Here is a 12,992-nt window from a genome sequence, read left to right as displayed (position 1 = left end):
TCTGTTCTCAATCGTGCCAAACTCAAATCTGAGCGGAACGAGCCTTCGCGGTCGCATCGAGCGCCTTCATCGTGGCGGCGTCGCGATCATAGACGTCGTTGAAATACTGGATGACGCCGTCCTTGTTCGGCCAGGCCGTGAAGTAGGCGATATAGATCGGGAACTTCTGCGGCACCGAGACGCCCTTGTTCTGGCCGGTCGCAATCTGCTTGGCGACGTCGTCGACCGTGGTGTTCAGGACGGCGGCGGCCATTGCGCGCGGATCGGCAAGACGGACACAGCCGTGGCTGAGCGCGCGCATGTCCTTCTTGAAGAAGCTCTTGCTCGGCGTGTCATGCATGTAGATCGCATGCGAGTTCGGGAAAAGGATCTTCAGCTCGCCGAGTGCATTGTCGCTGCTTGGCGGCTGACGAACCGAAATGCTCTTGGTCGAGCCGTACCAGTCAACGCTGGACGATGCGACGGCACGGCCGCCAACTTCAACCTGATAGCCCATGCGGTCGAGATAGTTCGGATCGGCGCGCAGCTTCGGCAGCATCTCGTTGATGATGATGGACTGCGGAACGCCCCAATACGGATTGAACTCGACTGTCTGCACCTGGTTCTCGAAGAAGAAGGTCTGGTGCTGCTTGCTGCCGACGACGACGCGCATCGACAGCTGTTCCTGGTTGTTGTTGTAATAATAGACCATGAAGGCCGGCTGGTTGATGAAGACGTAGCGCGGTCCGAGTTCCGGCGGCAGCCAGCGCAGCTGTTCCATCGCGATGACCAGCTTCTGGATCTTCACATCATTATTCTCACCAACCATGGCGCGAACGGAAGACGGGCCGATGACGCCGTCGGCCGTCAAACCCTTCTCCCTCTGGAAGTCCTCGACCAGTGATACGAGCTCAGGCGTATAATCCGGCGTGCCGAGATAGGCCGAAAAGAGATCGGCATGCGCGGTCTTCAAAGCTTCGGAGCCGCGATTCTGGATCGCCTTGACGATGTTGGCCAATTCCGGCGAGCTACCGCCCGGCTTCAGGGTGCCGGTCAGCGAGATCGAAACATGATTGCCGTCGGTGCCGGATTCTGCCCGCAACTTTGCAAGCTCGGCCTTCAGCAGAGCGAACTGCTGGTTGGACGGGTTGCGGCTGTTGAGATAGGCGGTGATATCCGGGCTTGCGCGAAGCACATCCAGCATAGCCGTCAGGTTGACGTCCTTACGCTTAAAATCATGATAGCCGGAGAGCTTGTTCGGGTCGATGCGGCCGCGAACCGTATCCTGAACGAACATCAGCACCTTGGTGGACAGCGCCAGCTCGAACTGCATGAGAGCGCGATCGCGCAGGACCGGATCGGCCTCCGCCGCCTCGGCTCCCGGCAGCGTTACGGCATAGTCGGCCGGATCGAGGCCGACAGATCCTGCGTCGGAAAGAACGGCGATCGCGGCCTTCGCCTTATCGCTGACGGCATGATCGGCAACCCAGAGCAGCGGCTTTGTCTGATCCGCATAATAAGTTTCGATCGCCTTGGCGACATCATTGGTCGCCATAACGCGCGCGTTAGCCAGATAACGGCGCTGCGAGGCCTCCGTATCCACGGCGATGGGGTTCGGCGACGCATCGGCAACCGCGCCGGTCACGACCGGATCGGCAAAATGCACCGTCGATACCAAGCGCATCGGGTCGGCCTTGTAAGTATAGTATTTCGGCGCGCTGACGGTCGGCAACGGCTGCTTGGCCGGAGCCGGCTGGTTCGGGTTCAACATCGTCTGCGCCGGGTTTGCCGGAACAGGAGCCGAAACCTGCGTGCTCTGTTGGCGTCCTTGCCCACCACGGATAAAATCCATGAGGGTCATCGCGTTAGCGGATGTCGCGCCAATGGAGGAGAGGCAACAGGAAAGAGTCAGGACGGATGCTGTGGCTTTGGCTGCAAGTTTCATTCTCTAATCAGTCCCTGTATCGTGCGGTAACTTCGAGCCAGACGGTGCTGCTTCAATGCGGCTGCGATGTCGTAAACATCGTATACCCACTACTATGAAAACAGCGAGACCCCGCCTGTTGTTCAATGCCTCAACTTCACGTTACGAATCCGAGGCGCTTTCGGCGATTCAATTCACACAAAATTATGAAATTATTGGTTAATCTTTTATTGAAATCTGGCGAAGTTTTTGCGAAGGCGAAAATTCGCGTTCACGAATATATGAGTGGCGTGTCAAAAAGAGCACGCTCGATAAGCCATGCCGAAAATATGATTACTCCAGTCATGTAATTGCGCTTTGGTGTTTTCATGGCCGACGATCGGGCCTATATGGCTGCTATCTATTTCCATAGAAGGCAGGACCAGGAACATGACTTCCACCCGCACAGAAACCGATACATTTGGCCCGATCGAGGTCGCGAGCGACCGCTACTGGGGCGCGCAGGCGCAACGCTCGCTCGGCAACTTCAAGATCGGCTGGGAAAAGCAGCCACTCTCGGTCGTCCGCGCCCTCGGCATCGTCAAGCAGGCAGCCGCCCGAGCCAACATGGAGCTCGGACAGCTGGATCCCGCGCTCGGCAAAACCATCGTCGCGGCAGCTCAGGAAGTCATCGACGGCAAGCTCAACGATCATTTCCCGCTCGTCGTCTGGCAGACCGGCTCGGGCACGCAGTCGAACATGAACGCCAACGAGGTGATCTCGAACCGCGCGATCGAGATGCTCGGCGGCGTCATGGGCTCGAAGAAGCCGGTGCACCCGAACGATCACGTCAACATGAGCCAATCGTCGAACGACACCTACCCGACGGCGATGCACATCGCCTGCGCAGAACAGATCGTCCATCACCTTCTGCCGGCCCTGCGGCATTTGCACGCGGCCCTGGAAAAGAAGGTCGCCGACTTCGCCCACATCATCAAGATCGGCCGCACCCATACGCAGGATGCAACGCCGCTAACGCTCGGCCAGGAATTTTCCGGCTACGCCGCACAGGTCGCGTCCTCGATCAAGCGCATCGAACTGACCTTGCCTGGCCTTTGCGAACTCGCGCAGGGCGGTACGGCGGTCGGAACCGGCTTGAACGCCCCGATCGGCTTTGCCGAAAAGGTTGCCGAAGAAATCGCAGGGATTACCGGCCTGCCCTTCGTCACGGCGCCCAACAAATTCGAGGCGCTGGCTGCACACGATTCTATGGTCTTCAGCCACGGCGCCATCAATGCCGCTGCGGCAGCGCTCTTCAAGATCGCCAATGATATCCGCCTGCTCGGCTCCGGCCCGCGCTCCGGCCTCGGCGAACTGGCCCTGCCGGAAAACGAGCCTGGCTCTTCGATCATGCCGGGCAAGGTCAATCCGACCCAATGCGAAGCGCTGACGCAGGTGTGCATCCAGGTCTTCGGCAACAATGCCGCGCTCACCTTTGCCGGCAGCCAGGGCCATTTCGAACTCAACGTCTACAATCCGATGATGGCCTATAATTTCCTGCAGTCGGTTCAGTTGCTCGGAGATGCCGCCGTCTCCTTCACCGATCATTGCGTCGTCGGCATCGAAGCTCGCGAAGACAACATCAAGGCCGGCCTGGAACGTTCGCTCATGCTGGTAACGGCGCTTGCGCCGAAAATCGGCTACGACAATGCCGCCAAGATCGCCAAGACGGCTCACAAGAACGGCACGACGCTGAAGGAAGAAGCTCTGGCGAGCGGACTGGTAACGTCGGAAGAATACGATGCCATCGTCCGCCCGGAAACGATGATCGGGCCGAAATAGGATCGGAATCTATGGGCAGGCATCCACTGCACGCGTCGGATGCCTGCCTCTTCTGCTTTCAATGAAGGTCTGCCATGACCGGCGCGCCGCTCGGCGGCGTCGTGGCTCTTCGCGGTTCTGGGATCGTGTCTGTAGCCGTCAGAATGGTGGCGGGATCGATCCTGGCCAGAATTTCCTTATGAAAGGCGCTCTTCAGATAGCCGCCTTGTATAAGCGCGAACATGCCAACGCCGACCAAGACTGCGGCCACTGCGACCGGCGAGATGTGATGCTGATGATTGTGGGAGATATCCATGATCTCTATCCCTTGCACCGGAACCATGGGCACTTTGCCCTGCCCCGCTTGTTTAATAAGTGCTCCCTATTCACCGTGCTTTAAAGCCAGCGATTTCGATACCGATTGTCTACATGGCATTGACGATCCGCCTATTGAAATCCTGAGGCGCTTTGCAGCCGATTGCTTTTGGCGCAAGCCGGATTTAGACCGTCTCCAAACATTTTCCTCCGCCATCCGGCTTGAAAGGTTTCCCACATGGCTGACGATCTATTTCCCCTCGGCGACGACACCACTCCCTATCGAAAAATCTCCGGCGACTATGTCTCCGTCGACACCTTCAAGGGCCAGGAAATCCTGACCGTCGATCCGGAAGGCATCCGCCTGCTTGCCGAGACGGCTTTCGCAGACATCAATCATCTGTTGCGCCCTGGTCACCTCAAGCAATTGGCGTCCATCCTCGAAGATCCCGAAGCGACTGACAATGATCGTTTCGTGGCCTACGATTTGCTGAAGAATGCCAACATCGCTGCCGGCGGCGTGCTTCCCATGTGCCAGGACACCGGCACGGCGATCATCATGGGCAAGAAGGGCCGTCGCGTCTGGACCGAAGGCGGCGACAGCGGCGCCTTGGCCAAGGGTGTTCTGGACGCCTACGAAAAGAAGAACCTGCGCTATTCGCAGCTCGCGCCCATCAAGATGTTCGAGGAAAGGAACACCAAGAACAATCTGCCGGCGCAGATCGATATCTACGAGGAAGGCACCGACGCCTACGAATTCCTCTTCGTCGCCAAGGGCGGTGGTTCGGCCAACAAGACTTTTCTCTATCAGGGCACGCCGTCTCTCCTCACGCATGACCGAATGCTGGACTTCCTGAAAGAGAAGATCCTGACGCTCGGCACCGCAGCCTGTCCTCCCTATCACCTCGCCATCGTCATCGGCGGCACCTCGGCCGAGATGAACTTGAAGACGGTTAAGCTCGCCTCGACGCGATATCTCGACTGTCTTCCCACGGAAGGCTCCGAAAGCGGGCATGCCTTCCGGGATATCGAGATGGAAAAGGAAATTCACAAGCTCACACAGAGCCTTGGAGTCGGCGCGCAATTCGGCGGCAAGTATTTCTGCCATGACGTCCGCGTCATCCGCCTGCCTCGCCACGGCGCCTCGCTGCCGATCGGTCTCGGCGTCTCCTGCTCCGCCGACCGCCAGGCCAAGGGCAAGATTACCCGCGATGGCATCTTCATCGAGCAGCTTGAGACAGATCCGTCCAAGTACATGCCCGAGATCGACGAAGCCAAGCTGTCGGAATCGATGGTGCGCATCGACCTGAACCGGCCGATGGCGGATATTCTCGCAGAACTGTCGCGGCACCCGGTCAAGACGCGCCTGTCGCTGACAGGCACCATCATCGTCGCCCGCGACCTGGCGCATGCGAAGATTCGCGAGCGCCTGGAAAAAGGTGAAGGCATGCCGGACTATCTGAAGAACCATCCGGTTTATTATGCCGGCCCGGCAAAGACGCCTGCCGGCTATGCCTCCGGCTCCTTCGGTCCGACGACAGCAGGCCGCATGGACAGCTACGTCGATCAGTTCCAGTCGTTCGGCGGCTCCATGGTCATGCTTGCCAAGGGCAATCGCTCACGCGCCGTGCGCGAAGCCTGCAAGACGCATGGCGGCTTCTATCTCGGCTCGATCGGCGGCCCGGCCGCCCGTCTCGCGCAGGATTGCATCAAGAAGGTCGAAGTATTGGAATATCCTGAACTCGGCATGGAGGCCGTCTGGAAGATCGAAGTTGAAGACTTTCCGGCCTTCATCGTCATCGACAACAAGGGCAACGACTTCTTCCAGGAGCTCAATCTGGGATAAAGACTAGGCGTATCTATATGCGCTCCCCGAAGAGGGCGCTAAATGCGCCCTCTTCTGTAAAACCAGTTTAAATTCTAGTTATTTTTGAATAAAACTGTAGTGAGAGAGGATTTTTCACAACCATCTCCTTAATATTTTTTCAAAGAATCTCTGCATAAGTAAAAATGGGAATTAACCAATACATGTACGGAGCTCACCGATGAGTACGGCGATTGCGCCCAAGGCGCAAATTCCCGACGTGGCAGGGCAGATTACCTACGCCATGCGATCCATGGGGGTCGCGCCGATTCCACGCAATTACGAACTGTTTTACGAAGCCTATATTGGCTCCAATCCCGCTTTGACCCGCGAACTCGCAGCCCTTGGCAGCAGCGCCACGCAGGAAGAACTGGACGATATCGGAGCAAAGTATTTTCCCCGCCACGCAGGTCGTGTTTTCGATGACGCCCACGCCCGCCTGACTGTCGAATTGGACGCCGTCCTGCGTGCACTGAAACAGGAGCAGTCGACGCTCGATAGCTACAACAGGCTTCTCGGCGAAACCTGCGAGCGCATCAGCTCCCGGAACCACAACAGCGCCGACTTGCTGCGCAGCGCGATCGATATGCTGACTGCTGCGACCGGCGATACGATGGCGCACGGTGAAAAGACCGTCGAAAACGTCGTCCAGCGCAGCCAGGAGATGGATCAGGTCCGCAAGGAGCTGGACGAATATAAACGCATCGCCAATACGGATGCGCTGACCCGGCTCTCCAATCGCCGCGCTTTCGAAGATCGCCTGATCTCGATCTTCGACAACGCGCTGACGCGCCCGACAACGGCTCTCGTACTCGCCGATATCGATCACTTCAAGCGGATCAACGACACCTACGGCCATCCGGTCGGCGACAAGATCCTTGCAACGGTTGCCTCGATCATCCGCGCCAATGTCCGGCGTGAAGTCTTCGTGTCGCGTATCGGCGGCGAGGAATTCGCACTGATCGTCGAAGGCGCCGCTATCGATGATGTCGTGGCGATTTGCGAGCGCATTCGCCGCACGCTGGAATCGACGCCATTCAAGAATTCGCGGACAAAAATCGATTACGGCACGATCACGCTATCGCTGGGCATCTGCATGGCCTCGGAAGCAGCCGATTCCGGTGAGCTTTATAACAAGGCGGACCTCGCGCTCTATTGCGCCAAGAACGCCGGCCGCAACTGCAGCAACGTCTATCGGGACGGCATGCAGAAGGACTTCACCAAAAGTTGGCTCATTTACAAGAACTAAAAGTGAAGCCAACCAACCGCCGGAGCAGCTTTCCCAGGCTGCCCGGCGGTTTTGTCTACCAGAGTGTCTTGACCGCGCGTGCCGGCCATTCCCGGTCATAGGCCTCCTGATCGAAATCGCCCTTCGCTGCCTTGAGCATCATGCCAGGACTGGGCAGGCTCGTAGGATCAGCAAAACGCTCCGCATTCCAGAGTTCCGCCCGCATCACCGCACGGGCACACTGGAAATAGACCTCCTCGATCGTGATGACGACAACGCACCGCGGACGCTTGCCTTCCATTTCGAAACTCTCGAGCAGGTTCGGTTCGATGGAGACGACAGCCCGACCGTTGAGCCGCATTGTCGTGTTCGACCCCGGAACAAGAAACATCATCGCCACGCGCGGATCGCGCACAATGTTTTCGAGGGAATCGACGCGGTTGTTGCCGCGCCAGTCTGGAAGATGCAGCGTCCGCTCATCCGCAACGCGGACAACGCCCCCAAGGTCACCACGCGGTGAACAATCAAGCCCCTCAGGCCCAACGGTCGCCAGCGCCATGAAGGGTGAAGCCTCGATCATCCGCCGGTAAAGCGGCGTCAGCACCTGCGTTACTTTGGTAATCGATGCCTCGCCGACCACGCCGTAAAGCGCTCTCAGCTCCTCGACCGACGTCACGATGCCCATGCTGCCCCGCATTCTCTTCTGTGGCGTTCCGCCAAAAAAGTCCGGAGCGGCACTCGTGTTGCTACGACGAGCGCCGAACCGGGGTTCGGTAGAACGATAGCACCGTCCCGTCGCCACTTTCGAGCGTTTTCTGAGCGTTCACGGGCTCGGAGAGAAAGGCGTCTATCGCCTCGAATACCGGAGCGGCGCTGACAATGCGCCGATGTCCGAAGCCATTTGCCCAGAACAAGCGAACATGTTCTCCCTGCGCAGCGTAGACACGGGCATGTTTGGCGCTCACTTCCTTATCGTCCTCGGCATGAATAACAAGGACTGGCCGGCTCGGATCGAGCAGGCCGTGCGGTTCGTCATAGGTGGTCAATGCTTTTCCCGTGACGCGCCCGACCTCAGCCTCCAACGCCGTCTGCGCTTGGGAGCGGAGGCCCATGAAGCGGCCGAATTCCTTGAACAGCCATCCCATGCCGCTCGGCGCGCCGATGAGCACCAGCTTTTTTGTCTCGATGGGATCAATCCCGGGCAGAAAGCCAGCGGAGGCAAGAGCCAGCGAAGCACCGCCGAAGGAGTGTCCGATTGCGGCGTCCAGCGCGCCGAAGCGAGCCGTCGCTGCTGATATCGCAGAGATGGCGAGGCGCACATTGAGGGAGCGTCCAGCCGAGCGGCCATGTCCTGGAAGGTCGAGCGAAATCACCTCCGCTCCACTGCTCGCCAGGAAAGCCGTCAGCTCCGACATATATTCGCTGCTGGAACCCCAGCCATGCACGACAAGATAACGCTTGCGCGGCCCCTTGGCTCCGCCGTTGAAGCGATAGGCCATTGCACGGCCGCCGGGGAACGGCAGCATGAATTGCTCGGCTGTAAGAAGCCGTTGTCTTCCCTCCATATGGGCGACTTTGGCCTTGGAGCCGCGCGGACGGCGCGGAGGCGTCAGGCAGAAAAGCCGGAAAGCGGCCCTGCCTGCGAGCTGCGGAGACAACCTTCCAAGGCCGGACAGACCCGACCGGGTGACCTTGAGCGCAAAGGATGGCATAGTGGGAATCCAATAATGTTCAACTATGAACAATAAAGTACAACGATGAACAAAAATCAATCCCTTCCTTGGGACCATCCGCGTTTTCGTAGCTGGATCGCCGTGGCGCGCGCCTGCCAACTCATGCAGCAATCGCTGGCGCGGGAACTGGCATATCTCGACATCAAGCCACCGCACCTCGACATTCTCGTCAACCTGTTCCGCTTTGAGGGAATCTCCCAGCAGGAGCTAGCCCGCAAGCTGCTCGTCGGCCGCTCGAACATGAGCATGTTGCTGCCACAGATGGAAAAGCGCGGGCTGATCGAGCGCCGTGGGGACAAGCAGGACAAGCGCGTGCTGCGACTCTATCTGACGGAGGCGGGGCGGCGTCTGACACGGGAAGCCATGACCATACAAACCGCCCTCATCGACCGGATGATGTCGGACGCACCGATCGAGGAATGCGAACTGATGACGACCCATATGGAGCGGGTCATCACGCTGCTCTTAAAGGACGAACGCGAGCCGCTGGAGACCGTCGGCGATCAGTGATCGCCCGTCGAGCGTGCCGAAGGCACGACTCGCGTCAGCGAGGCGAATTCCCATATCGCCACGACGACAAGTACGGCCGTCGCGAGAACGCCGAGCTGATAGACCACGACTATCGGCAAAGTGAGCAACAGCAGCGCCAGCCCCGCAAGCCCCACCATATGCGACAATGGCGGCCGGCCTGTCGTCACCCCCTTGAACCAGAGATTGCCGAGCAGGAAGACCGCTGGACCGCCCAGAAGTGCCGCAGCGGCATGCAGGTCGGCGGCTTCGTGGGGATGTGCGAACAGGAACTCGTCGCCGACAACGCTCAGGATGATGCCGGCGAGAATCGGAATGTGTGCGTAAGTGAAAGCCTGCCGCGCCAGGCTACCCGGCACCTCGTCATGCTCGATCCGATGGGCCGCGCGTTCGTGGCCGAACTGAAAGTAGATCCACCAGAGCGCGACCGTACCGACGAAAGCGGTAATGAAGACGGCGACGATCAAAGGCGTCACCGGCTGCTCCGCAAAGGTCTTGCCGGCCTGCAACACAGCCTCGCCGAGGCAAATGATGATGAACAGCGCGCAACGTTCGGCAAGATGTGCACCCGATACATCCCAATCCGCCGTCGTCGACTTGCCGAGACCAGGTACCCGAAAGCCGAGCGCTGGCGCAGAATACTCGATGAGGAGGGCGATCAGCCAGAATACGACCCTCATCTCCCCTTCCATCAGCGCGCCGGCGATCCAGAAGACGCCTGACAGCACGAGCCAGCTGGTGATACGCAGGAAATTGCGATGATTGGAACGACTGGCGTTCTTGAGGGCATAGACCGTAAACAACGAGCGCCCCACCTGCATGAATACATAGGCGCCGGCAAAGTAGATCCCCTTCTCGCCGAAAGCTTCGGGTATCGAGGCCGAAAGGATGAGCCCCGCAAACATCAGCGTAAACAGCATGATGCGCACCGGCATGCGATCCGGATCCAGCCAGTTCGTTACCCAGGCGGTAAAGACCCAAACCCACCACACCGCGAAGATCAGCATGATGGCTTCCAACGCGCCGAGCGGCGTAAAGTGCTCGGCTAAGGTATGAGCAAGCTGTGAAATCGAGAAAACGAATACCAGATCGAAAAACAGCTCGACGAAAGAAACCTTGCTCTCGTTCTTGCTGCCCTTGGCGCGAAGCCAGCCTTCCCTGCCCTCAAGGACCATCCCCACGCCCCTTCTATGTCGTTGATGCCAATACTAATGCGGCCTGACGGCCGGATCCCGACTTAGGCCCTTTTCCTTCAATTCGGCTTCATAGACAGCAAAAAGCTCCTGTCCCTTCTCGCCGAGCTCGCGCAGATAGGTCCAGGTGAAAATGCCGGTGTCGTGCATGTCATCGAAGCCGATGCGCACGGCATAGTTGCCGGTAGGTGTCATGGACATGATGCCGACATTGCGCTTACCCGGCACAGTAACCTTCTGCCCGGGTCCATGCCCCTGAACCTCGGCCGAGGGCGACAGGACACGCAGCATCTCCGCCGGCAAATCGAAGCTGGAACCATCGTCGAATCCCACCACGAGGTGACGGCGATCCTTCGATACTCGCAATTCGGTCGGCCAGGCGTCGCTCATTGGTCATTCCACGCGTTTCATTCGATGTTTTGAGAATTATGCCGCCCTTCGTTCACGCGCAAGTGCATTTGAAATGCATTTTCCTTGACGCACCGGTCGCCTATACACACATTAGCAGTGTTACGGAGGCTCGAGTGAACAGTATAATCGGTACGATAGGCAACGCATCAGCACTGCTGGCAGATGCGACCCCCATGGTTGACCCATTCGGGCGAGCCGTAACCTATTTGCGTGTTTCCGTTACCGACCGCTGCGATTTCCGCTGCACCTATTGCATGGCGGAGAACATGACCTTCCTGCCAAAGAAGGATCTTCTGACGCTTGAAGAACTTAACCGGCTCTGTTCCGCCTTCATTGACAAGGGTGTTCGCAAGATCCGGCTCACCGGTGGTGAGCCGTTGGTGCGCAAAAACATCATGTTTCTGGTTCGCGAACTCGGCAGGCGCGTGCAGGATGGCGCGCTTGACGAGCTGACGCTGACGACGAACGGGTCGCAACTCGCGCGCCACGCCGAAGAACTCTACGATTGTGGCGTTCGGCGCATCAATGTCTCGCTCGATACGCTCGATCCGGACAAGTTCCGCACCATCACGCGCTGGGGCGATTTCGCCAAGGTAATGGAAGGTATCGACGCCGCCCAGAAAGCCGGCCTGAAAATCAAACTCAACGCCGTTGCCCTGAAAGGCTTCAACGAGGCGGAAATTCCCGCACTCATGCGCTTTGCCCACGGTCGCGGCATGGATCTGACCGTCATCGAAACGATGCCGATGGGGGAAATTGAAGAAGATCGCACCGATCAGTATCTGCCTCTGTCCGAACTGCGCGCTGATCTGGAGCGTCAGTTCATGCTGACCGATATTCCGTATCAGACCGGTGGCCCTGCCCGCTATGTCGAAGTCGCAGAAACCGGCGGCCGCCTCGGCTTCATCACGCCGATGACGCATAATTTCTGCGAGAGCTGCAATCGCGTGCGGCTCACCTGCACCGGCACGCTCTACATGTGTCTCGGGCAAAACGACGCCGCGGACCTGCGCACCGCATTGCGTGCGACGGACGACAATGCGCTCCTTCACACCGCCATCGATGAAGCCATCACCCGCAAGCCGAAAGGCCACGACTTCATCATCGACCGCACCCACAATCGCCCGGCTGTCGCGCGCCATATGAGCGTTACCGGCGGCTGATCAATCGCTAGAGAAACACGATGCAGCTTGAGCTCCTTCGCAATGCGACGCTGAAGATCAACTATGGCGGCCATGTGCTGCTGATAGATCCTTATTTCGCGCCACGCCACAGCCTGCCGTCCTTCACCGGCCGTTCTCCCAATCCGATGACGGAGTTGCCGCGTTCGATCGCCGACATTCTCCAGGGAGTGGACCTCGTCATCGTGTCGCACCTGCATACCGATCATTTCGATGCAGTCGCAAAAGAGCGTGTGGCAAAATCCCTGCCGATCCTCTGCCAGCCCGGTGACGAGGGAAGCATTCGCGAATCCGGTTTTACCGACGTTACGCCGCTGCTCGACACCATCGTCTGGAACGGAATAACGATCACGCCACGACAAGGCAGCCACGGTCTTGGGCCGGTGGTCGAGAAAATGGGACACGTCATAGGCTTTACACTGGAGGCAGCCGGCGAACCCACCGTTTACTGGGCCGGTGACACAGTGCTTTATCCGCCCGTTGCAGACACCATCCGGCAAGTTTCTCCCGACATCGTCATCACGCATTCCTGCGGTGCAAAATGGGATGGCGATCTGATCGTCATGGATGCGGAGCAAACCGTCGAGGTTAGCCGCCTTGCACCAAAGGCAATCGTGGTCGCGACCCACATGGAAGCGCTCGATCACGCCACGATCACGCGGCAAGACCTTCGCCAGACTGCCAACGCCGCCGGTATCGATCCGGCGCGCCTGCTGATCCCCGCCGATGGTGAAACGCTTCAATTGAAATGATGGTCGGATCGGGCTTCGCCGAACACGATAAACCGTCCAAAAAAAGCGCCGGACGATTGATCCGGCGCTTTTCTCTACGTCTTT

At 58.7% G+C, this 12,992-nt stretch carries 12 protein-coding genes; 6 read left to right on the top strand and 6 right to left on the bottom strand.

Going from position 1 to position 12,992, the window contains the following annotated elements:
* Positions 1-22 precede the first annotated feature (22 nt).
* Positions 23-1,924 carry a murein L,D-transpeptidase gene (locus ACIQJ2_RS12820; RefSeq protein WP_400669126.1) on the bottom strand — a complete coding sequence of 634 codons (1,902 nt, stop codon included), beginning with the start codon at positions 1,922-1,924 and terminating at the stop codon, positions 23-25.
* A gap of 408 nt (positions 1,925-2,332) precedes the next feature.
* Here ACIQJ2_RS12820 and fumC point away from each other — a divergent pair, with 408 nt between their 5' ends.
* Positions 2,333-3,724 carry a class II fumarate hydratase gene (gene fumC, locus ACIQJ2_RS12815; protein ID WP_400669123.1) on the top strand — a complete coding sequence of 464 codons (1,392 nt, stop codon included), beginning with the start codon at positions 2,333-2,335 and terminating at the stop codon, positions 3,722-3,724.
* Between the two features lie 58 nt (positions 3,725-3,782).
* Here the strand turns inward: fumC and ACIQJ2_RS12810 are convergent, their stop codons facing one another.
* Positions 3,783-4,019, bottom strand: coding sequence for a hypothetical protein (locus ACIQJ2_RS12810; RefSeq protein ID WP_400669121.1), 237 nt, complete (start codon positions 4,017-4,019; stop codon positions 3,783-3,785).
* Positions 4,020-4,256: 237 nt separating this feature from the next.
* Between ACIQJ2_RS12810 and ACIQJ2_RS12805 the strand changes: the two genes are divergently transcribed.
* A complete protein-coding gene (locus ACIQJ2_RS12805) occupies positions 4,257-5,864 on the top strand; it encodes a fumarate hydratase (protein WP_400669118.1) in 1,608 nt (535 codons plus the stop codon).
* 199 nt (positions 5,865-6,063) lie between these two features.
* On the top strand, positions 6,064-7,131 hold the full coding sequence (locus ACIQJ2_RS12800) for a GGDEF domain-containing protein (RefSeq protein ID WP_400669115.1): 1,068 nt from the start codon (positions 6,064-6,066) through the stop codon (positions 7,129-7,131).
* Between the two features lie 55 nt (positions 7,132-7,186).
* Here the strand turns inward: ACIQJ2_RS12800 and ACIQJ2_RS12795 are convergent, their stop codons facing one another.
* Entirely contained in the window at positions 7,187-7,795 is a 609-nt protein-coding gene (locus ACIQJ2_RS12795) for a pyridoxamine 5'-phosphate oxidase family protein (RefSeq protein ID WP_400669604.1), read from the bottom strand.
* 61 nt (positions 7,796-7,856) lie between these two features.
* Positions 7,857-8,822: an alpha/beta hydrolase gene (locus tag ACIQJ2_RS12790; RefSeq protein ID WP_400669112.1), complete on the bottom strand. Its 966-nt coding sequence runs from the start codon at positions 8,820-8,822 to the stop codon at positions 7,857-7,859.
* Between the two features lie 45 nt (positions 8,823-8,867).
* Here ACIQJ2_RS12790 and ACIQJ2_RS12785 point away from each other — a divergent pair, with 45 nt between their 5' ends.
* On the top strand, positions 8,868-9,353 hold the full coding sequence (locus ACIQJ2_RS12785; protein WP_400669109.1) for a MarR family winged helix-turn-helix transcriptional regulator: 486 nt from the start codon (positions 8,868-8,870) through the stop codon (positions 9,351-9,353).
* Here ACIQJ2_RS12785 and ACIQJ2_RS12780 read toward each other — a convergent pair.
* Both ACIQJ2_RS12780 and ACIQJ2_RS12775 read right to left on the bottom strand, forming a co-directional pair.
* Positions 9,347-10,546 (bottom strand): low temperature requirement protein A, encoded by a 1,200-nt coding sequence (locus ACIQJ2_RS12780; protein WP_199150604.1) that lies wholly within the window; start codon positions 10,544-10,546, stop codon positions 9,347-9,349. The genes ACIQJ2_RS12785 and ACIQJ2_RS12780 overlap by 7 nt on opposite strands.
* Before the next feature lie 33 nt (positions 10,547-10,579).
* A complete protein-coding gene (locus tag ACIQJ2_RS12775) occupies positions 10,580-10,954 on the bottom strand; it encodes a gamma-butyrobetaine hydroxylase-like domain-containing protein (protein ID WP_199150603.1) in 375 nt (124 codons plus the stop codon).
* Between the two features lie 134 nt (positions 10,955-11,088).
* Between ACIQJ2_RS12775 and moaA the strand changes: the two genes are divergently transcribed.
* On the top strand, positions 11,089-12,138 hold the full coding sequence (moaA, locus tag ACIQJ2_RS12770; RefSeq protein WP_400669106.1) for a GTP 3',8-cyclase MoaA: 1,050 nt from the start codon (positions 11,089-11,091) through the stop codon (positions 12,136-12,138).
* 20 nt (positions 12,139-12,158) lie between these two features.
* Positions 12,159-12,908: an MBL fold metallo-hydrolase gene (locus ACIQJ2_RS12765; protein ID WP_400669104.1), complete on the top strand. Its 750-nt coding sequence runs from the start codon at positions 12,159-12,161 to the stop codon at positions 12,906-12,908.
* Positions 12,909-12,992: the final 84 nt, after the last annotated feature.

The sequence above is a fragment of the Rhizobium sp. NPDC092011 genome (assembly GCF_044756305.1).
GTDB lineage: Bacteria > Pseudomonadota > Alphaproteobacteria > Rhizobiales > Rhizobiaceae > Rhizobium.
This window is presented reverse-complemented; position numbering and strand designations above follow the sequence as displayed.

What these genes read in the sequence shown, in the direction of transcription:
- fumC (WP_400669123.1), top strand. Translation starts at nt 2,333, where the DNA reads ATGACTTCCACCCGCACAGAAACCGATACATTTGGCCCGATCGAGGTC.
- ACIQJ2_RS12800 (WP_400669115.1), top strand. Translation starts at nt 6,064, where the DNA reads ATGAGTACGGCGATTGCGCCCAAGGCGCAAATTCCCGACGTGGCAGGG.
- ACIQJ2_RS12810 (WP_400669121.1), bottom strand. Translation starts at nt 4,019, where the DNA reads ATGGATATCTCCCACAATCATCAGCATCACATCTCGCCGGTCGCAGTG.
- ACIQJ2_RS12775 (WP_199150603.1), bottom strand. Translation starts at nt 10,954, where the DNA reads ATGAGCGACGCCTGGCCGACCGAATTGCGAGTATCGAAGGATCGCCGT.
- ACIQJ2_RS12790 (WP_400669112.1), bottom strand. Translation starts at nt 8,822, where the DNA reads ATGCCATCCTTTGCGCTCAAGGTCACCCGGTCGGGTCTGTCCGGCCTT.
- ACIQJ2_RS12805 (WP_400669118.1), top strand. Translation starts at nt 4,257, where the DNA reads ATGGCTGACGATCTATTTCCCCTCGGCGACGACACCACTCCCTATCGA.
- ACIQJ2_RS12795 (WP_400669604.1), bottom strand. Translation starts at nt 7,795, where the DNA reads ATGGGCATCGTGACGTCGGTCGAGGAGCTGAGAGCGCTTTACGGCGTG.
- ACIQJ2_RS12820 (WP_400669126.1), bottom strand. Translation starts at nt 1,924, where the DNA reads ATGAAACTTGCAGCCAAAGCCACAGCATCCGTCCTGACTCTTTCCTGT.
- ACIQJ2_RS12780 (WP_199150604.1), bottom strand. Translation starts at nt 10,546, where the DNA reads ATGGTCCTTGAGGGCAGGGAAGGCTGGCTTCGCGCCAAGGGCAGCAAG.
- ACIQJ2_RS12785 (WP_400669109.1), top strand. Translation starts at nt 8,868, where the DNA reads ATGAACAAAAATCAATCCCTTCCTTGGGACCATCCGCGTTTTCGTAGC.
- ACIQJ2_RS12765 (WP_400669104.1), top strand. Translation starts at nt 12,159, where the DNA reads ATGCAGCTTGAGCTCCTTCGCAATGCGACGCTGAAGATCAACTATGGC.